This window comes from Streptomyces sp. NPDC051286, from assembly GCF_044455345.1.
In the GTDB taxonomy this organism is placed as follows: Bacteria; Actinomycetota; Actinomycetes; order Streptomycetales; family Streptomycetaceae; genus Streptomyces.
The window spans coordinates 1-17,342 of record NZ_JBITER010000033.1 but is presented as its reverse complement, the minus strand read 5'-3'; the positions used below and the strand labels follow the sequence as shown (position 1 = coordinate 17,342).

Genomic DNA, 17,342 nt, shown 5'->3' with positions numbered 1-17,342 from the left:
CACGGCCGACGCGCACCCCCGCCGGGGCGACGGACGCCCGCACCACACCTCACGTACGCTCACCCCATGGCTGACGTATCCGCCGAAGCGGCAACAGCGCAGGTCATCGAGACGACGCTGAAGGACGCCGGGATCGAATGGGAGAGCCCCGACCGCGGTACCTACGTGGTGAAGCTTCCCGGTACCCGCAAGCTGTCCACCACCTGCTCGCTCATCGTCGGCAAGCACTCGCTCTCCCTCAACGCCTTCGTCATCCGCCACCCGGACGAGAACGACGCGGCGGTCCACCGCTGGCTGCTGGAGCGCAACCTCCGCCTCTTCGGCGTGAGTTACGCGATCGACCGGCTCGGCGACATCTACCTCGTCGGCCGGCTACCGCTCTCCGTGGTCACGTCGGAGGAACTGGACCGGCTGCTCGGCACGGTCCTCGAAGCGGCCGACGGCTCCTTCAACACGTTGCTGGAGCTGGGCTTCGCGAGCGCGATCCGCAAGGAGTACGCGTGGCGGGTGTCGCGCGGCGAGTCCACGCGGAACCTGGATGCGTTCACGCATCTGACTCAGCGGCCCGCCAACTGACCTCGCTCGCCAACGTCCTGCACCACGGCGCCGTACCCGACGGCTCCGCCGACACCGCCCCCGCACCCAACCGTGCCGTCGCCGCTGCCGGAGAGCGTGGCGGTGGCCCCTCCGCATCACCGCCGTGCACGGAGACCGGGTTGCCCCGGAGCGCCCGCTCCCGCTCGGCTCGGCAGGGGAGAGGGAGTCCCTTCACGGGATGATCACAACGCAATCACGATCACGTGCTGTGCCCCAATTGGTTGATCATCAAACCATGGCTCGCTCATAGGGTTTGCGACATGAGACCCACTGCCCTACGCCGTACCGCCGTTGCCGCCGCCTGCGCGATCTCCCTGACCCTGCTTGCCACCGCCTGTGGCGGAGACTCCGACTCCGGCAGCAAGGGCGCCGACGGGAAGGGCAAGGAGAGCGCCGCGGCCCAGCCTGCTGCCAAGGCGCTGACCGCCGCCGAGCTGGACAAGGTCGCGCTGGTCCAGGGTGACGTCAAGGGGTACAAGGTCGCCGATACGGGCAAGGCCGATGTCGTCTCGGCCTCCGACGTCACCGCGGACAAGGAGGCCTGTGAGCCTCTCGCCGACGCGCTGATGGGCGCCGAGCTCGGCACGCCCGCGGCGGTCAACCGGCGCAAGGTGATCAGTGAGCCCAAGAAGGGCCAGAAGGGCAAGCTGGACGGCGCGGACGCGGCCGAGGCCCTTACCGCCGCCTTCGACATCACGACGACGCTGACGTCCCTCGCCTCGTACGAAGGCAAGGGCGCCCAGGACACCGTCGGGAGCCTGCGTACCGCGGCGACCGCGTGCTCCGGGGGCTTCACCCTCACCGCGGCCGGGACGAAGCAGAAGGTCGTCACGATCAAGGAGGAGAAGATCTCGGGTGGCGAGGAGGCCGCCGCCTGGACGCTGACGGTGGAACAGGACGGCGAGAAGGCCCCGCTCAAGCTGATCGTGGCACGCCAGGGCGCCACGGTCGCGTCGTTCAGCGCTCTCAACCTGGCCGCTTCCAGCACGGGCCAGGACTTCGAACTGCCGACCGCGGTGGTCGACGCGCAGCTCGCAAAGCTCGCCTGAGCGGCGGAAGTCAGGGAAGCGGGACCAGCCGCACCACGGTGACGGTGAGGACGGACCCGGAGACGTAATAGAGCACGATGGCCCCGGCGACCGTCGCCTCACGCCGGTCGTGCTCACTCTTGACGGCGGACGACCCGTGCCCGTACGGGTCGCTCCCCAGGGTGCGGGCCATCTCGTCCCGGAAGGTGTCGCCCTCCCGCATCTTGGCCAGGGTGTCGTCGGCGGGCGGAGCGTAGGAGATACGGAAGCTCAAGCGACGCTCCGCCTCTCGGCTTCGTCCCGCGCCAACCGGTCCAGGATCCGCTCGGCCTCGGGATCGGGCACGGCCTCCAGCATCCAGTGCCGCATCACGGCGTGGATCTCGTGCAGTCCGGCCCCGTTGATGGCGCGGTCGAACTCCTCGCGTCTTTCCTCGGGCAGCGTGGCCCGGATGTCCGGAATGCTGTTGGGCACGTCGACTTCGGTGCCGCCGACGTAGGTCTTCAGGGGCTTGCCCATGATTGCTCTCCCCGCTCTCCTTGCTCTCTTCGCACGGCCCGTCCGGTCGGCTCCGTCCATGCGCGGGCCGGTGCTCGCGCCACGGTAGCGCCAGGGCGCACGGCCGACGCGGAGCCCACGCGATACGTTCGCCCCGTGACAGGAACATCGTGGGACATATTGCTTCTCGGCGGGGCGTCGGGCGTCGGCAAGAGCCGGGTCGCCGCGCAACTGGCCGATGAGACCAAGGGGGGTGTGAGCTGCTGTCGGTTTGCTGCATTGAAGTGAGTGGTGGTGAGCGGGAGTGAGTCCTGGCGGTTGTTCGTGGGGTGGGAACGGGGGTTCTGGGGTCGAATGGGTGACCTTGGCGGCTGTGGCTCGTTGGGCTTGGTAGCGGGTGCCCGGCCTTGAGGGGGTGATGTGGTGGGTGGATTACGGAAGCTGACGGCCTCGTTCGTGGTGCCCGGGCCTTGCGGGGTGGCGATCCGGGACCGTCTCAAGCACCTCACCTCCCAGGACGAGGGGGTGCTGCGCGCGGTTGGTGAGCATCAGGGTGCGCTTGCTTCCCGTGATCTCAAGGCCCGCTGTGCGGACAGACACGATCACAGCACCGATACGTGGGCGGCGCGTAAGCGCGAGCTGACGGCACTGTCGTCGTCGCGGATCGCCGGTGCGATCACCAAGGCCACGCACGATCAATGGGCCCTCGCCCGGCGTTGCCAGGCGGCGCACATCCGGAAACTGGAAGCCGGGATCAGCATGCTGCGGCACCGCCTGTCCCTCCCGATCGGGGAGAAGGGCACCAAGCGCGCGGCGGGCGGCTACCGGTCGAAGAGCGAGTGGTTCCGCAAGTCCCGCCGCCTCGCCGCACTGGAAGACCGGCACGCGGCTGCTGTTGCCGAGTGGCAGGCCGGGCGGGTGCGGGTGGTACGGGGCGGCAAGCGTCTCCTCAGCACCCGCCACCACCTCGCCCAGGCCGAGCTCACCGAGGAGCGGTGGCGGGAACGGTGGGATGCGGAACGCTGGTTTCTTGCCGCTGATGGTGAGTCGGGGAAGCGGTTCGGGAACGAGACGATCCGCGTCACCCCGGACGGCGAAGTGTCCATCAAGCTGCCCGCCCCGCTCGCGCACTTGGCCAATGCCCAGCACGGCCGGTACATCCTCACCTCCCGGATCGCGTTCGCGCACCGGGGCCAGGAGTGGGCCGACCGCATCGAAGCGAACCGGGCCGTGGCCTACCGCATCCACCTCGACGTGGACCGCGGCCGCTGGTACCTCACCGCCTCCTGGCAACGCCCCGTCGTGAAGACCGTTCCGTTGGCCACCGCCTGTGCCCGGGGCATGATCGGCGTCGACACCAACGCCGACCACTTCGCCGCCTACCGGCTCGACCGGCACGGCAACCCCATCGGTGACCCGCACCGCTTCGCCTACGACCTCTCCGGAACCGCCGACCACCGCGACGCACAGATCCGCCACGCGCTGACCCGGCTGATCCACTGGGCGGGGCAGGCCGGTGTCACCGCGATCGGCATCGAAGACCTCGACTTCACCACCGAGAAGACCCGCGAGAAGCACGGCCGCAAGAAGCGGTTCCGGCAGCTCATCTCCGGCATGCCCACCGGGAAACTCAAGGCCCGGCTGGTATCCATGGCCGCCGAGCACGGCCTGAGCATTGTCGCGGTCGACCCCGCCTACACCAGCATGTGGGGTGCCCAGCACTGGCAGAAGCCACTGGTCACCTCCCACCGCACCATGTCCCGTCACGACGCCGCCAGCATCGCGATCGGACGACGCGCCCTCGGGCACCCGGTCCGGCGTCGGACGGCACCGCCCCCGCACGACCGGAGTGATCGTGCGGGGCATCGGACCGTCCAGGCCGGACCGGACGCCCGGGGGCGTGAGGGAACCCGCCCGCCCGCGACGGACCGGCCCCCTGGAGGGCCGTCACCGAGCGGGATGCGAAAGCGGGAACCCAGTGCATCCAACACCGTTCGGGATGCGCCCAGTACGCAGCAGTGGGTCCAGGACTCACTCACGCACACTGGCTAGGAACGGTTCGTGGTCGAGTTCGACGACGTAGTGAGCGCCGTCGAGGCCATGACGACGGCTGAACACCACCCCGCCCTCCACCACTTCGATGACATCCCCGACACCGCACAACTCGCCACGGAGCAGGTGCTGGACCTCCAGATCGCCACCGCCAGGGCCCTGGAGCCCGCGGTGTTGGGAGTCGTAGGCAACCGCCTGACCGTCGACGTCCCAGCCGTGATCGAGGGCGACTACCTCACCCCGGCCGCCGCTGCGGCGGCGATCTACGAGGGCCGAACGGCGGGCCGCCTCGTGCGGGCGGTGTTCCTGCACGAGGCGGACCCGGACCGGATCGCCGCCAACTACGCCTCCCGGGAGCCCGACAGCGGAGAACAGCGGCATCGGGCGCAGGTCAGCGCGGAGTACTCGCGGTGGCTCGGCGACCAGGCCCGCCTGCACGCTCTGCCGGTGGTCGCCTGCCGCCCGTGGAACACGCTGGCGGCGCGCATCGGGCGGGCGTTGGGTGCGGAGGGAGCGGAGCGGGAGCTGTCCGATCAGTTCAGCTGCCGTACAGGGGCGCCGGATCACCAGCGGTCTCTGCGTCACCACACACCCCGATCGACCGTGGCTGACCGCTCGGTCCGGCACGCAAGCGCACGGAACCGGTTTCTCCGGAGCCGCGTCCAACGGCCGGAAGGGGGCGCGGCATGACACGTGAGAAAAGGGCCAATCGCCGCTGTGCGGCAGCTGATTCGGTCCGCGCGCGGCTCGTCGCGGTAACGGCCATGTCCTTGCTGGCTGTCGGTTGCGGCATGGTGAACGATCCGGTCAAGGAACGCTGGGAGTCCAGAACCGAGTATTCGCGTTGTGGCGAGGTGCGCCTGGATCAGGGTGAGGAAATGCAGAAGCAGGCCGTGCGGGAAATCGTCTGCCTCCGGCGAGCCCTCGAGAGCGGTGAAAGCGCAGAACTGAAGGTGACCCATCCCACCGTGGAGGGAGACTCGATCCGCGACTACTACCGCTTGACGCCGCAGGGCAGGCTTGAGGTGTACACCGACAGTACGGACGACCAGAACTCGGACCAGAAGTGGTCGTTCGTGAAGTGCTACGCCCCGGAATGGCTGGCTGAGATTTCCTGCGTTCGATAACCGGGCCAACGACTCGCCGGGCGTCGGGCAGAGGTCTTGAAATGCCCAGTGCGGCAACAAGCCCCCTGCCTGCGGAGGAACCGCAGGCAGGGGGCTCGACCGAGCGGACCTACTTCTTCTTGCCCTGGTTCTTCACGGCCTCGATGGCGGCCTTCGCAGCCTCCGGGTCGAGGTACGTGCCGCCCGGCTTCAGCGGGCGGAAGTCGGCGTCCAGCTCGTAGGCGAGCGGGATGCCGGTCGGGATGTTCAGGCCCGTGATGTCGGCATCCGAGATGCCGTCGAGGTGCTTGACCAGGCCGCGGAGGCTGTTGCCGTGGGCGGCGACCAGGACCGTGCGGCCGGCCAGCAGGTCCGGGACGATGCCGTCGTACCAGTACGGCAGCATGCGCTCGACGACGTCCTTGAGGCACTCGGTGCGCGGACGCAGCTCGCGCGGGATCGACGCGTAGCGCGGGTCGTCGCTCTGCGAGAACTCGGCGCCGTCCTCGAGGGCGGGCGGCGGGGTGTCGTACGAGCGGCGCCACTGCATGAACTGCTCCTCGCCGAACTCGGCCAGGGTCTGCGCCTTGTCCTTGCCCTGCAGGGCGCCGTAGTGGCGCTCGTTCAGGCGCCAGGAGCGGTGGACCGGGATCCAGTGGCGGTCGGCGGCCTCCAGCGCGAGCTGCGCGGTGCGGATGGCGCGCTTCTGGAGGGAGGTGTGGAGGACATCGGGGAGCAGACCGGCGTCCTTGAGCAGCTCACCGCCGCGGACTGCCTCCTTCTCGCCCTTCTCGGTGAGGTTGACGTCCACCCAACCGGTGAACAGGTTCTTCGCGTTCCATTCGCTCTCGCCGTGGCGGAGGAGGATCAGCTTGTACGGTGCGTCGGCCATGAGTCCGAGCGTAATCGAACCCGTGCGGGCTTCGCGCAGCCGGTCACAGGGCGGACAAATAGTGGGAGAGTGGCGGATGGGACGGCTTCGTTTGACGGCAGCCGTCAAACGAGTGGCGGCCCGGAAGCAGAGCTCCGTAATGTGCTGATAGCCATTGAGCCACTTACCGCTCGAACCCGTTCCGTACGTCCCCGGGGGGGAACCGTTATGTCTGTCGCCGGTCTCAGACGGGCCGCACGCGAGACCGTGTCCGGTCTCCCCAGGGAGTTCTGGTGGCTGTGGACCAGCACTCTGGTCAACCGCCTCGGGGCGTTCGTCGCCACCTTCATGGCCCTCTACCTGACCCTGGAGCGGGGCTACTCCGCCTCGTACGCGGGGCTGGTCGTCGCGCTGCACGGGCTCGGCGGGGTCGTCTCCTCGCTCGGCGCGGGGGTGATGACGGACCGGCTCGGGCGGCGGCCCACGATGCTGATCGCGCAGAGTTCGACCGCCGCGTCGGTCGCGTTGCTCGGGTTCATGGTCGATCCGGTCGCGATCGCCGCGGTCGCGTTCCTCGTCGGCATGACGAGCAACGCGTCCCGGCCCGCCGTGCAGGCGATGATGGCCGACATCGTCCGGCCCGAGGACCGGGTGCGGGCGTTCTCGTTGAACTACTGGGCGATCAACCTGGGCTTCGCGGTGTCGTCCGCGGGCGCGGGGTTCATCGCCGAGTACAGCTATCGGGCCGGGTTCATGGCCGAGGCCGCGATGACGCTGTTCTGCGCGCTCGTCGTCTTCCTGAAGGTGCCGGAGTCCCAGCCGGAGCGGACACCGAGAAACGCGAAGGGCGCGGCGGCCGAGCCCGAGGTCCGGCTCTCCACCGTGCTGCGCGACGGCCGCTTCATGAGCGTCGTCGGACTGTCGTTCGTGGTCGCGCTGATCTTCCAGCAGGGGTACGTGGGGCTGCCGGTGGCCATGGGTACGGACGGGCTCTCCAGCTCCGACTTCGGCACCGCGGTCGCCGTCAACGGTGTGCTGATCGTGGCGCTCCAGATCCCCGCCACCCGCTTCATCCAGCAGCGCGACCCGCGCCGCCTGCTGGTCGTGTCGTCGTTGCTGGCGGGGTACGGATTCGGACTGACCGCGTTCGCCGGGTCGGTTGCCGTGTACGCACTGACGATCTGTGTCTGGACGGTCGGCGAGATCATCAACGCACCGGTCCAGAGCAGCCTGGTCGTCCGCCTCTCCCCGGCGCAGGGCCGGGGCCGCTACCAAGGCATGTACACGCTGTCGTGGTCCGCGGCCGCGCTGGTCGCTCCGCTGATGTCCGGTCTGGTGATCGACCACTACGGGGCGACGTGGCTGTGGGGGACGTGCGGGGTGCTGGGGACGGTCGCGGCGCTCGGGTACTGGGTGCTCATGCGCGGGCTTCCGGCGGAGGAGAAGGTGACCGAGGTGGTGGCGGTGACGGCTGCGGAGGCCGAGTCGGACGCGGCCTCGGGTGCCCCGCAGGGTTCGGTGGAGCGGGCGGTCTGACGGGGGTGGGGTGAGCTGCGCGGACGGCTTGGATCACGGGAGCCCGCACGGCCGGCAGCCCCCGACCCCCGCCGGCAGCCCCCCGACCCCCGCCGGGCGGTGTTTGCCCGCGTCCATGGGCAGGACCGGCAAAGACGCCTGTCAGACGCCGCGGCGCTTGACCAGGACCGCCGCCAGGCCCCCGAGGATCGCGAGGTACACCCCGCAGACGGCGAGGGCGAGGCCCGGGGAGGGGGAGTCCGGGCCAGGGCGCGCCACCGTGCCGCTGAGCGCTTCGAAGGCCGACTGCAGCGTCCATGTGCCGGGCGTCGTGCTCCAGTTGTCGAGCGTGGAGGCGAGCATGGGAAGAACGAAGAACAGGCCGAACAGGGTGGCGATCGCGCCTGCCTGGCTGCGCAGGATCGCCCCGAGGGCCAGCCCCAGCAGTGCCATGACGCAGAGGAACAGGCCAGTGGATGCCACCGCCCGGAACACGCCCGGGTCGGCGAGCCCCATCGCGAGGTGCCTGCCGGACAGCGCGCTGCGGCCGAGGAGATAGGTGGTGAAGGCGAGCAGTTCCCCCACCGCCAGGGTGAGCGCGCCGGTGATGACGGCTTTCGCCGTCAGGACGGCGCCACGGTGCGGGGTGGCGGTGAAGGTGGTGCGGATCAGGCCGCTGCTGTACTCCGAGCCGGTCGCCAGGACACCGAGCGTGCCGAGGGCGAGGACGGCGAAGTAGAACCCGCCGCTGAAGCCGTAGCGGACCGGGTCGATGCGGGCCCGTTCCGGGGCGGTCATGGTGTCCCAACTACCGTCCAGAGAGTGGTAGTCGAGGACGCCGACGACCGTCGCCGCAGCCATCGCGACGAGCAGGATCAGGTAGGTGGAGCGGACGCTGCGGAGCTTGATCCACTCGGAGGTGAGCAGACCTGGGCCGAGGGGTGTCACTGGTGCTGGTCCTTTCGGCGGAAGGTGCCGGCGGTGGCGCCGGCCCGGTACTGCACGCTGTCGCCGGTGATGTCCATGAAGGCTTCCTCCAGCGAGGCCTGCCGGGTGGACAGTTCGTGGATCGTCAGGCGGTTGGCGGCCGCCAGGTCGCCGATGTCCTGGGGCTGAAGTCCGGCCACGGCCAGGACGCCGTCCGGTTCCGGGGTGACCTGGGCGCCGTGGGCGGTGAGCAGCCTGGTCAGCGCGCCGCTGTCGGCCGTACGCACCAGGACCGCGCCGCGCGCGCTGCCGCGGATGAACTCTTCGGTGCTGGTCTCGGTGATCAGCCTGCCCCCGCCGACGATGACGAGGTGGTCGGCGGTGAGTGCCATCTCGCTCATCAGATGGCCTTCTGGGCGGTCGGATACGCCGTCGGACGGCACCGCGCCTACGCGGCCGAGCTGCGTGCGCACCAGGCCCGCGACGCGCTGACGGAGCGGACCCGGGAGCGGCTGCGGCTGGCCCGGGAGCTGCACGACGTGATCGCGCACAGCATGAGTGTGGTGACCGTGCAGGCCGGATACGGTCACTTCGTGATCGACGAACACCCGCAGGAGGCCAAGGCGGCGCTGACCACGATCCAGGCGGTCGGCAGGGACACCCTGCGGGAACTGAGCGGGCTGCTCTCCGTACTCCGCGAGGGCGGCATCGACGACTGCCTGCCGGTGCTGCCCGCCCCCGGGCTCGGCGAGCTGGGCCGGCTGATCACCCGGACGGCCGAGGCAGGCGTCGAGGCCGACCTGCGGGTTCTCGGCCGACGGCGTGAGCTGCCCCCGGGGATCGAACTGTCCGCCTACCGGATCGTCCAGGAGGCGCTGACCAATGTCGTGAAGCATGCCGGCACCGGGGAGTGCCGGGTCACCGTCGGATACCGGGAGAGCGAACTCACGGTGGAGGTCGTCGATGACGGCGCGGGCGCGGCTGCCCCGAGCCGGGACGGGCAGGGCCTGGCCGGGATGCGTGAGCGGGTGGGCCTGTACGGCGGGGAGTTCAGCGCCGGGCCACTGCCCGGGCGGGGATTCAGGGTGGCCGCACGGCTGCCCATGGCCGGAGCCGAAGGGAACGCCTGATGGTCGTCCGCGTCGTGGTCGCCGACGACCAGACCCTCGTTCGCACGGGCTTCAAGGGCATCGTCTCCGCCGCACCGGGCTTCACCGTGGTCGGCGAGGCCGGCACCGGCCTGGCCGCAGTCGAACTCGCCCGGCGGGAGCGGCCCGATGTCGTCCTGATGGACATCCGCATGCCCGGCATGGACGGGCTGGAGGCCACCCGCCTCATCACCGGCAAAGCCGGCCGCACGGCCGCCGCCCCCGGCGTGCGGGTGCTGATGCTCACGACCTTCGGCATGGACGAGTACATCTTCGCCGCGCTGCGCGGCGGCGCCAGCGGCTTCCTCCTCAAGGACGCCCCCGCCGACGAACTCCTCACCGCGATCCGGGTCGTCGCTTCCGGCGAGGCACTGCTCGCACCTCAGGTCACCCGCCGGCTCATCGAGGAGTTCGCCGACCGGCCCGCCTCAACGGGCACGGCAGCACCGGCATCAGCGCCTCCCGGCCGGGAGGAGAACCTACGAGGCGTCAGCCCACGCGAGCGCGAAGTGCTCACCCTGATCGGCCAGGGCCTCACCAACACGGAGATCGCGACCCGGCTGCACATCACCCCCGGTACCACCAAGACTCACGTCGGGAACCTGCTGACCAAGCTCGACGCACGCGACCGCGTCCAACTCGTCATCACCGCCTACCGGGCCGGACTGGTCACCCCGCGCTGAACACGGTTGTCAGCTGCCGAAGCCGGCTGTGTGGATGACCGGAGCCGGCTGCCCGCGGGGGCGGCGGTGTTGCCGTCGGCCACGTGGTGGCCCGTATCCGCCGCGCCCCGGAGCCCGTCATCGCCTGAAACGGCACTGCCTGAAACGCACGGGACCGGCGCCCCGCACGGGGCGCCGGTCCGGTGGCGTCCGGTCAGCCGCAGCAGCCGCCGCACTGGCACGGCGCGCCCGACTGGCAGCCGCACCCGCAGCCCGATCCGCAGCCACAGGCACCGAGCACCGTCAGATGGACCACTTCAGCGGGTGTCTCCTGCTGCGGGTCGGTCGTGGGGGAGTCGGCCATCGTTCCTCCTCAAGGACGTACATCCAGGCGTACGACAGGGCCGTACGACCGACAGCGACGCACGACCGGGGGCGTACCACCAGGCGTACCGCCTGCCGCCCCACTCCATTGATGCCCACTCCGGCTGCCCCATCAACGGCGCGCAGACGGCGCATCCAAGGCACACCCGCGCAAAACGCGCCGTCCCCCTACCCGTTACGCGCCCTCTACCGGCACCGCATTCTGGATGTCGTCCGCGTGTTCACCCGTCACCAGATAGACGACCCGCTTGGCGACCGATACCGCGTGGTCGGCGAAGCGCTCGTAGTAGCGGCCGAGCAGCGTCACGTCGACGGCGGTCTCTATGCCGTGCTTCCAGCGGTCGTCTATCAGGTGCTGGAACAGCGTGCGGTGCAGCAGGTCCATCTCGTCGTCGTCCTGCTCCAGCTGGAGCGCCAGGTCGACGTCCTTCGTGATGATCACCTCGGCGGCCTTGGCCATCAGGCGCTGGGCCAGCTGCCCCATCTCCAGAATGGTGGCGTGCAGGTCGTTCGGCACCGCCGACTGCGGGAAGCGCAGCCGGGCCAGCTTCGCCACGTGCTGGGCCAGGTCGCCCGAGCGCTCCAGGTCGGCACTCATCCGCAGCGAGGTGACCACGATCCGCAGATCGGTCGCCACCGGCTGCTGACGCGCGAGGAGGGCGATCGCCCGCGCCTCCAGGTCGTGCTGGAGGTCGTCGACCTTCTGGTCCGCGGCGATCACGCTCTCCGCGAGCTTGAGGTCGGCGTCGAGCATGGACGTCGTCGCCCGGCCGATCGCCGACCCGACCAGCCGGGCCATCTCGACCAGGCCCTCTCCGATCGAGTCGAGTTCCTCGTGGTAAGCGTCACGCATGGAAGTCCCTCTCCAGTCCTCACTATGGCCGGGGCCAGATCTGGACCCCACGCTCTCACCCTGCGGGGCGTACGCGTCCGGATCCGGCCGACCAAGTGAACCGCCCCTTGCCCCTCGGTGAACTCTGGGCGACGAGTGTTCGAGTACGCCCTCGGATGGCTGGGAGAGCGCTGCCGCACCCGCTTAACCTGGAGGCATGGACGTGAACGCGGCGGTCGCCGCAGCTGCAGCGATCGCCGGGTTGTGTACCGGCGTGATCGCCATGCTGGCGTTCCGCTGGAGCGAGCGCGACCTGAAGAGACCCACGCGCACATCGCTGCGGCCCGACAGTAACGGTGCACTGCCCCCCGGGGTCGACACGGTGCTCTCCGTGCTGTCCTCCTCCGCGGTCGTGCTCGACGAGAGCGACAGCGTCGTCAAGGCCAGCTCTGCCGCGTACGCGCTGGGACTGGTCAGGGGCGGCCGGCTGGCCGTCGAACCCATGCTCCACATGGCCAGGGACACCCGCCGGGACGGTGAGATACGGCAGGTCGAGCTGGACCTCCCCCGGCGCGGTACGGGCCGGGGCGAGGCTCTCGCAGTCTCGGCACGGGTCGCCCCGCTGGGCTCCCGGCTGGTGCTCCTGCTGGTCGAGGACCTCACCGAGGCCCGCCGTATCGAAGCGGTACGACGCGACTTCGTCGCCAACGTCAGCCATGAGCTCAAGACCCCGGTGGGCGCGCTCTCGCTGCTCTCCGAAGCCGTCATGGACGCGTCCGACGACCCGGAGGCGGTCGAGCGGTTCGCGGGCCGGATGCAGATCGAGGCGACCCGGCTGACCAACCTCGTGCAGGAAATCATCGACCTCTCCCGGGTTCAGAACGACGACCCGCTGGAGGACGCCGAGCCGGTCCGGGTCGACGAACTGGTCGCCGAGGCCATCGACCGCTGCCGGCAGCAGGCCGGCGCGAAACAGATCACCATGGCCGCCGGCGGCACCGCGGCGCTCCGGATCTGGGGCAACCGCGGCCAGCTTGCCGCGGCGCTCGGCAATCTCGTGGAGAACGCCGTCAACTACAGCCCCGCCCGCACCCGCGTCGGCATCGCCGCGAGGCGCCTGGCCGTACCGGGCGGGGACCAGATCGAGATAGCCGTGACCGACCAGGGCATCGGCATCTCGGAGAAGGACCGCGAGCGGGTCTTCGAACGCTTCTACCGCGTCGATCCGGCCCGCTCACGGGCCACTGGTGGCACCGGTCTCGGCCTCGCCATCGTCAAACATGTGGCCGCCTCGCACGGCGGGGAGGTCACGGTCTGGAGCTCGGAGGGACAGGGCTCCACCTTCACCCTGCGGCTGCCCGAAGCGGGCTCCGTACGAGACCGAGACCGCACATCGGGCGGACCGCTCATCGTCAACGGTGACGACGGGACCTACCGGACCGCCGACCCCGACACTCTCGAACCAATTCCTGCCCCGGAGGTCCTTCCGTGACCCGAGTGCTTGTCGTCGAGGATGAGGAATCCTTCAGCGACGCCCTGTCCTACATGCTCCGCAAGGAAGGCTTCGAGGTCGCGATCGCGGCCACGGGCCCCGACGGGCTCGACGAGTTCGAGCGCAACGGCGCCGACCTCGTCCTCCTCGACCTGATGCTGCCGGGCCTGCCCGGCACCGAGGTCTGCCGCCAGCTGCGCGGCAGGTCCAACGTCCCCGTGATCATGGTCACGGCCAAGGACAGCGAGATCGACAAGGTCGTCGGCCTGGAAATAGGAGCCGACGACTACGTGACCAAGCCGTTCTCCTCGCGGGAGCTCGTCGCCCGCATCCGCGCGGTGCTGCGGCGCCGCGGGGAACCGGAGGAGGTCACCCCGGCCGCCCTGGAGGCGGGCCCGGTCCGGATGGACGTGGACCGCCACGTCGTCACGGTCTCCGGCGGCAAGGTCGACCTCCCGCTCAAGGAGTTCGACCTGCTGGAGATGCTGCTGCGGAACGCGGGCCGGGTGCTGACCCGGATGCAGCTGATCGACCGCGTCTGGGGCGCGGACTACGTGGGCGACACCAAGACCCTCGACGTCCACGTCAAGCGCCTGCGCGCCAAGATCGAGCCCGACCCGGGGGCGCCGCGCTTCCTGGTGACGGTGCGCGGCCTGGGCTACAAGTTCGAGCCGTAAACCCGGGCCCGTACGGCAGGCGGCCGGGCGGAGCACATACGACGGAGGCGCCTCCCGCTCGGGAGGCGCCTCCGTCGTACGTATCCGCGGACGTCAGCCGGCCGACTGCGAAGCCGACGCGGCGTCCGTCGGGCCCGCCGCGCCGCTCGCCGACTCGGACGGGCTGCCCGACGGCGCGCCCGGCGTCGCGGACCCGGACGGCGTCGTCGCGGGCGTCTCGGACGGCACCGCCGGCAGCGAGCTCGGGCCGAAGCCCGTGAAGTAGCTGGTGGCCGGGACGACGAACACGCCGAGCGGGACGTCGCCGGTCTTGCTGAACTTGAAGACGACCGACTGCACGTTGCCGTTCCGCGCGGCCTCGCGGCCGTTCTCGATCACGGCGGCGGCATTGCCCTTGCCGCCGAGGACGACCTTGCCCCCGGCCGGGACGACGATCGGTCCCGCACCCTCGGCGGCGTGCAGCTGCACCGTCGCGCTGGTGCCGGGCAGGGTGATCGCGTCCAGCGTCTGCTGTGCGACACCGTTGTTGAACAGCGTCGCGGTGACGACGGCCGGACCCGCGGCGTTGCGCTCGGGCTGGGTGATGACGTTCGCGTTCTGGATCCGGATGTCACCGATGGTGGTGGCAGCGCTGTCCGGCTTGATCTCGAGCGTCTGCGCGTCATTGCCGGCACCACACGCGGAAAGTGCACCGATCGAGATCACGATGGCAGTGGCGGCAAGGGCGCCGCGTCGAAGGCTGCGGCTCACGGCTGCGGCAACTCCTTGAACGTACGGACTTCACGGACTGGAGGGGCGAGCGACGTAAAGCCGCCCTAAGGGTGTGTCAGCGGGCTTAGGTTACCGAGCCGTCGTCCCCGCCCCGCACCCGACCCGCCCCTACCGCCCCCGGGCATCACGAGCCGTGTCCGCAGTGGGGCCCCTGATCCACCGGCATGCCGCACCGCCCCCGCGATTCGTGCGCTGTTCACATAACCGGCTTGATCAATTCCTCGGACCGTGACGCATTCTTTGCGCATAATCTCCGCGACCCCTGCCGTTGATCAATTCCATTGACCATCGGTACTTACGTCCGTACGGGTGATCGATCTCCGAACGGAGTATGGAAAGTTCACCTTCTGGAATCCGGCAAACCGGGACGTTCGGTCACTTCGGAGGGGGTTCGGGTGTGTGTGACGCGGGCGTTTCACCCTACCCGTACAGCCGCTCCGACCTGCGAATACCGCCTTCCCGAAGCCTTCCGCAGCACGTCCGTGTTGCTGTTGTCAAGCCCCGAGATATGCCCTGACCTGCGAAAACGTCATTCAGGAGAAGCTGTTCTCGTGTTACTCTTGATAGCCACGGAAGGGGTACCTGTCACATGACGTTCAAGGTTGGCGACACCGTGGTCTATCCCCATCACGGGGCCGCGCTGATCGAGGCTATCGAAACTCGTCAGATCAAAGGCGTGGACAAGACCTACTTGGTGCTCAAGGTCGCCCAGGGTGACTTGACGGTTCGTGTCCCGGCGGACAACGCGGAGTTCGTGGGCGTGCGCGACGTAGTCGGGCAGGAGGGCCTGGACCGGGTCTTCGAGGTGCTGCGCGCACCGTACGCCGAAGAGCCGACGAACTGGTCCCGGCGCTACAAGGCAAATCTGGAGAAGCTCGCTTCCGGCGATGTCATCAAGGTCGCCGAAGTCGTTCGCGACCTGTGGCGTCGTGAGCGTGAGCGCGGACTCTCCGCAGGTGAGAAGCGCATGCTCGCCAAGGCTCGCCAGATCCTGGTGAGTGAGCTCGCTCTCGCGGAGAACACGAACGAAGACAAGGCCGAGGCTCTGCTCGACGAGGTCCTCGCGTCCTGACCCGGATCGCACCGGTCGTAAATAAATGTGCCGCGGTGCCCGCTGACCAGCCGTATTCACGGTGTGTCGTCGGGCGCTGCGGCATGTCCGGATTCGGATCCGGCTGTCCCACCGATACTTTGCTCGCGATCTTGCAAGGTCGACCCCGAGCAGCCACTGCGGCTTGCCCGAACTCGACCGGGTGTCACGGAAAGGGTCCCGGCCAAGTCAAGGCGTCGCGCCCGGCTCGCTTGTGGCCATACCCATGTTGGCCGTGGAAACAAACATGCTGATGCTTCGGAGTGCAACCGATGTCTGATCAATCGCGTCCGTACCGCACCGCCGCGGTGATTCCCGCCGCCGGCCGAGGTGTACGGCTCGGCCCGGGCGCCCCCAAGGCGCTCCGTACGCTGAGCGGCACGCCCATGCTCATCCACGCGGTACGGGCCATGGCGGCGTCCCGGTCCGTCTCCCTCGTCGTCGTCGTCGCCCCGCCGGACGGCGCGCCCGAGGTCAAGAACCTGCTGGACGAACACGCCCTGCCCGAGCGCACCGACTACCTCGTCGTGCCGGGCGGCGACACCCGCCAGGAATCGGTCAGCCTCGGCCTCGCCGCGCTCCCCGAGGACATCTCCGCCGTCCTCGTGCACGACGCGGCACGCCCGCTGGTGCCGGTCGACACCGTGGACGCGGTGATCGAGGCCGTACGCGACGGTGCACCCGCCGTCGTCCCCGCGCTGCCGCTCGCCGACACCGTCAAGGAGGTCGAGCCCGGCGCGCCCGGCGACCCGGAGCCCGTGCTCGGCACGCCCGTACGGGCCAGGCTGCGCGCCGTGCAGACCCCGCAGGGCTTCGACCGGGACACCCTGGTCCGCGCCCACGAGACCGCCGCCGTCGATGGCGAGGGCGCCACCGACGACGCGGGCATGGTCGAACAGCTCGGGGCGCCCGTCGTGGTCGTACCCGGGCACGAAGAGGCATTCAAGGTGACCCGGCCGCTCGACCTGGTGCTGGCCGAGGCGGTTCTCGCACGCAGGAGGGCGAACGATGGGTTCTGAGCACGCGCCGGTGATTCCGCAGGTCGGCATCGGCACGGACATCCACGCCTTCGAGGAGGGCCGCGAGCTGTGGTGCGCGGGCCTGCTCTGGGAGGACGAGGGGCCCGGTCTCGCCGGCCACTCCGACGCCGACGTCGTGGCGCACGCCGCCTGCAACGCGCTGTTCTCGGCCGCCGGGCTCGGCGACCTGGGACAGCACTTCGGGACGGGGCGCCCCGAGTGGTCCGGCGCCGCGGGCGTCACGCTGCTGACCGAGGCGGCGCGGATCGTACGGGCCGAGGGGTTCGAGATCGGGAACGTCGCCGTACAGGTCATCGGCGTACGACCGAAGATCGGCAAGCGGCGCGACGAGGCGCAGAAAGTGCTGTCGGCAGCGGTGGGCGCCCCGGTCTCACTCTCCGCCGCCACGTCGGACGGGCTCGGATTCACCGGCCGTGCGGAGGGGCTCGCGGGGCTCGCGACGGCGCTGGTCTACCGGGTGGGCTGACGCCGCGCGGTTTCGCCCCGGCGGGCGGCGCGGTTTCGCACCCGGGTCCGGGGTGCGGGGTTCCGTCCTCAATCGCCGGACGGGCTTGGGTTGCGCTGCCCGGCAACGGGGGTGCCGCCGCGTTGTCCGGTGGTGGGGTGGGTGGGGCCCTTCCGGGGCGTCTCCTCGGGACTGGCGCGGAAGCCG

Annotated in this window: 20 protein-coding genes; 13 read left to right on the top strand and 7 right to left on the bottom strand. The window is 69.9% G+C overall.

Annotated elements, in window-relative coordinates:
* The first annotated feature begins 66 nt into the window (after window positions 1-66).
* Together ACIBB8_RS27210 and ACIBB8_RS27205 are read left to right on the top strand one after the other, a co-directional pair.
* Window positions 67-576: a YbjN domain-containing protein gene (locus ACIBB8_RS27210; RefSeq protein ID WP_398956432.1), complete on the top strand. Its 510-nt coding sequence runs from the start codon at window positions 67-69 to the stop codon at window positions 574-576.
* 281 nt (window positions 577-857) lie between these two features.
* Window positions 858-1,646 carry a hypothetical protein gene (locus ACIBB8_RS27205; RefSeq protein WP_398956429.1) on the top strand — a complete coding sequence of 263 codons (789 nt, stop codon included), beginning with the start codon at window positions 858-860 and terminating at the stop codon, window positions 1,644-1,646.
* A 10-nt stretch (window positions 1,647-1,656) separates the two neighbouring features.
* Here the strand turns inward: ACIBB8_RS27205 and ACIBB8_RS27200 are convergent, their stop codons facing one another.
* Window positions 1,657-1,899, bottom strand: coding sequence for a hypothetical protein (locus ACIBB8_RS27200; RefSeq protein ID WP_266983174.1), 243 nt, complete (start codon window positions 1,897-1,899; stop codon window positions 1,657-1,659).
* The gene (locus tag ACIBB8_RS27195) at window positions 1,896-2,144 is read right to left on the bottom strand and encodes a hypothetical protein (RefSeq protein ID WP_398956427.1); all 249 of its coding nucleotides are present in this window, start codon (window positions 2,142-2,144) and stop codon (window positions 1,896-1,898) included. Before ACIBB8_RS27195 ends, ACIBB8_RS27200 begins: the two co-directional genes overlap by 4 nt.
* 402 nt (window positions 2,145-2,546) lie before the next feature.
* On the opposite strand from ACIBB8_RS27195, the gene ACIBB8_RS27190 reads away from it, so the two are divergent.
* From ACIBB8_RS27190 to ACIBB8_RS27180, 3 genes are read left to right on the top strand one after another with little or no spacing between them, the layout of a single operon-like run.
* The gene (locus ACIBB8_RS27190) at window positions 2,547-4,175 is read left to right on the top strand and encodes an IS200/IS605 family accessory protein TnpB-related protein (protein WP_398956425.1); all 1,629 of its coding nucleotides are present in this window, start codon (window positions 2,547-2,549) and stop codon (window positions 4,173-4,175) included.
* A 9-nt stretch (window positions 4,176-4,184) separates the two neighbouring features.
* On the top strand, window positions 4,185-4,865 hold the full coding sequence (locus ACIBB8_RS27185; protein WP_398956423.1) for a hypothetical protein: 681 nt from the start codon (window positions 4,185-4,187) through the stop codon (window positions 4,863-4,865).
* Window positions 4,862-5,302 carry a hypothetical protein gene (locus ACIBB8_RS27180; protein ID WP_398956421.1) on the top strand — a complete coding sequence of 147 codons (441 nt, stop codon included), beginning with the start codon at window positions 4,862-4,864 and terminating at the stop codon, window positions 5,300-5,302. Before ACIBB8_RS27185 ends, ACIBB8_RS27180 begins: the two co-directional genes overlap by 4 nt.
* A gap of 109 nt (window positions 5,303-5,411) precedes the next feature.
* On the opposite strand, the gene ACIBB8_RS27175 is transcribed toward ACIBB8_RS27180, so the two are convergent.
* A complete protein-coding gene (locus tag ACIBB8_RS27175; protein ID WP_398956419.1) occupies window positions 5,412-6,173 on the bottom strand; it encodes a phosphoglyceromutase in 762 nt (253 codons plus the stop codon).
* 207 nt (window positions 6,174-6,380) lie between these two features.
* Between ACIBB8_RS27175 and ACIBB8_RS27170 the strand changes: the two genes are divergently transcribed.
* Window positions 6,381-7,688, top strand: a complete 1,308-nt coding sequence (locus ACIBB8_RS27170; RefSeq protein ID WP_398956417.1) for an MDR family MFS transporter — start codon at window positions 6,381-6,383, stop codon at window positions 7,686-7,688.
* Between the two features lie 141 nt (window positions 7,689-7,829).
* Here ACIBB8_RS27170 and ACIBB8_RS27165 read toward each other — a convergent pair whose 3' ends face one another.
* The gene (locus ACIBB8_RS27165; RefSeq protein ID WP_398956415.1) at window positions 7,830-8,615 is read right to left on the bottom strand and encodes an ABC transporter permease; all 786 of its coding nucleotides are present in this window, start codon (window positions 8,613-8,615) and stop codon (window positions 7,830-7,832) included.
* A complete protein-coding gene (locus tag ACIBB8_RS27160; protein ID WP_398956413.1) occupies window positions 8,612-8,995 on the bottom strand; it encodes a hypothetical protein in 384 nt (127 codons plus the stop codon). Before ACIBB8_RS27160 ends, ACIBB8_RS27165 begins: the two co-directional genes overlap by 4 nt.
* A gap of 3 nt (window positions 8,996-8,998) precedes the next feature.
* Between ACIBB8_RS27160 and ACIBB8_RS27155 the strand changes: the two genes are divergently transcribed.
* Window positions 8,999-9,724, top strand: a complete 726-nt coding sequence (locus tag ACIBB8_RS27155) for a sensor histidine kinase (protein ID WP_398956411.1) — start codon at window positions 8,999-9,001, stop codon at window positions 9,722-9,724.
* Window positions 9,724-10,425 carry a response regulator gene (locus ACIBB8_RS27150; RefSeq protein ID WP_398956409.1) on the top strand — a complete coding sequence of 234 codons (702 nt, stop codon included), beginning with the start codon at window positions 9,724-9,726 and terminating at the stop codon, window positions 10,423-10,425. The genes ACIBB8_RS27155 and ACIBB8_RS27150 overlap by 1 nt, the downstream gene beginning before the upstream one ends.
* Before the next feature lie 538 nt (window positions 10,426-10,963).
* Here the strand turns inward: ACIBB8_RS27150 and phoU are convergent.
* Window positions 10,964-11,641: a phosphate signaling complex protein PhoU gene (gene phoU, locus ACIBB8_RS27145; RefSeq protein WP_398956406.1), complete on the bottom strand. Its 678-nt coding sequence runs from the start codon at window positions 11,639-11,641 to the stop codon at window positions 10,964-10,966.
* A 196-nt stretch (window positions 11,642-11,837) separates the two neighbouring features.
* Between phoU and ACIBB8_RS27140 the strand changes: the two genes are divergently transcribed.
* Window positions 11,838-13,112 (top strand): ATP-binding protein, encoded by a 1,275-nt coding sequence (locus ACIBB8_RS27140; RefSeq protein ID WP_358860342.1) that lies wholly within the window; start codon window positions 11,838-11,840, stop codon window positions 13,110-13,112.
* Window positions 13,109-13,789 (top strand): response regulator transcription factor, encoded by a 681-nt coding sequence (locus ACIBB8_RS27135; protein WP_366136965.1) that lies wholly within the window; start codon window positions 13,109-13,111, stop codon window positions 13,787-13,789. Before ACIBB8_RS27140 ends, ACIBB8_RS27135 begins: the two co-directional genes overlap by 4 nt.
* A 93-nt stretch (window positions 13,790-13,882) precedes the next feature.
* On the opposite strand, the gene ACIBB8_RS27130 is transcribed toward ACIBB8_RS27135, so the two are convergent.
* A complete protein-coding gene (locus ACIBB8_RS27130) occupies window positions 13,883-14,539 on the bottom strand; it encodes a DUF461 domain-containing protein (protein WP_398956403.1) in 657 nt (218 codons plus the stop codon).
* Between the two features lie 610 nt (window positions 14,540-15,149).
* Here ACIBB8_RS27130 and ACIBB8_RS27125 point away from each other — a divergent pair.
* The 3 genes from ACIBB8_RS27125 (at window position 15,150) to ispF (ending at window position 17,156) form a co-directional block, all read left to right on the top strand.
* Entirely contained in the window at window positions 15,150-15,632 is a 483-nt protein-coding gene (locus tag ACIBB8_RS27125; RefSeq protein ID WP_006380568.1) for a CarD family transcriptional regulator, read from the top strand.
* 290 nt (window positions 15,633-15,922) lie between these two features.
* Entirely contained in the window at window positions 15,923-16,669 is a 747-nt protein-coding gene (gene ispD, locus ACIBB8_RS27120) for a 2-C-methyl-D-erythritol 4-phosphate cytidylyltransferase (protein ID WP_398956401.1), read from the top strand.
* Window positions 16,659-17,156, top strand: coding sequence for a 2-C-methyl-D-erythritol 2,4-cyclodiphosphate synthase (gene ispF, locus ACIBB8_RS27115; protein ID WP_366136968.1), 498 nt, complete (start codon window positions 16,659-16,661; stop codon window positions 17,154-17,156). The genes ispD and ispF overlap by 11 nt, the downstream gene beginning before the upstream one ends.
* Window positions 17,157-17,342: the final 186 nt, after the last annotated feature.

Bases quoted from the DNA above. Each gene is read 5' to 3' on its own strand.
- ACIBB8_RS27175 (WP_398956419.1), bottom strand. From the start codon at position 6,173: ATGGCCGACGCACCGTACAAGCTGATCCTCCTCCGCCACGGCGAGAGC.
- ACIBB8_RS27195 (WP_398956427.1), bottom strand. From the start codon at position 2,144: ATGGGCAAGCCCCTGAAGACCTACGTCGGCGGCACCGAAGTCGACGTG.
- ACIBB8_RS27155 (WP_398956411.1), top strand. From the start codon at position 8,999: ATGGCCTTCTGGGCGGTCGGATACGCCGTCGGACGGCACCGCGCCTAC.
- ACIBB8_RS27180 (WP_398956421.1), top strand. From the start codon at position 4,862: ATGACACGTGAGAAAAGGGCCAATCGCCGCTGTGCGGCAGCTGATTCG.
- ACIBB8_RS27205 (WP_398956429.1), top strand. From the start codon at position 858: ATGAGACCCACTGCCCTACGCCGTACCGCCGTTGCCGCCGCCTGCGCG.
- ACIBB8_RS27150 (WP_398956409.1), top strand. From the start codon at position 9,724: ATGGTCGTCCGCGTCGTGGTCGCCGACGACCAGACCCTCGTTCGCACG.
- phoU (WP_398956406.1), bottom strand. From the start codon at position 11,641: ATGCGTGACGCTTACCACGAGGAACTCGACTCGATCGGAGAGGGCCTG.
- ispF (WP_366136968.1), top strand. From the start codon at position 16,659: ATGGGTTCTGAGCACGCGCCGGTGATTCCGCAGGTCGGCATCGGCACG.
- ACIBB8_RS27125 (WP_006380568.1), top strand. From the start codon at position 15,150: ATGACGTTCAAGGTTGGCGACACCGTGGTCTATCCCCATCACGGGGCC.
- ACIBB8_RS27210 (WP_398956432.1), top strand. From the start codon at position 67: ATGGCTGACGTATCCGCCGAAGCGGCAACAGCGCAGGTCATCGAGACG.
- ACIBB8_RS27160 (WP_398956413.1), bottom strand. From the start codon at position 8,995: ATGAGCGAGATGGCACTCACCGCCGACCACCTCGTCATCGTCGGCGGG.
- ispD (WP_398956401.1), top strand. From the start codon at position 15,923: ATGTCTGATCAATCGCGTCCGTACCGCACCGCCGCGGTGATTCCCGCC.
- ACIBB8_RS27140 (WP_358860342.1), top strand. From the start codon at position 11,838: ATGGACGTGAACGCGGCGGTCGCCGCAGCTGCAGCGATCGCCGGGTTG.
- ACIBB8_RS27170 (WP_398956417.1), top strand. From the start codon at position 6,381: ATGTCTGTCGCCGGTCTCAGACGGGCCGCACGCGAGACCGTGTCCGGT.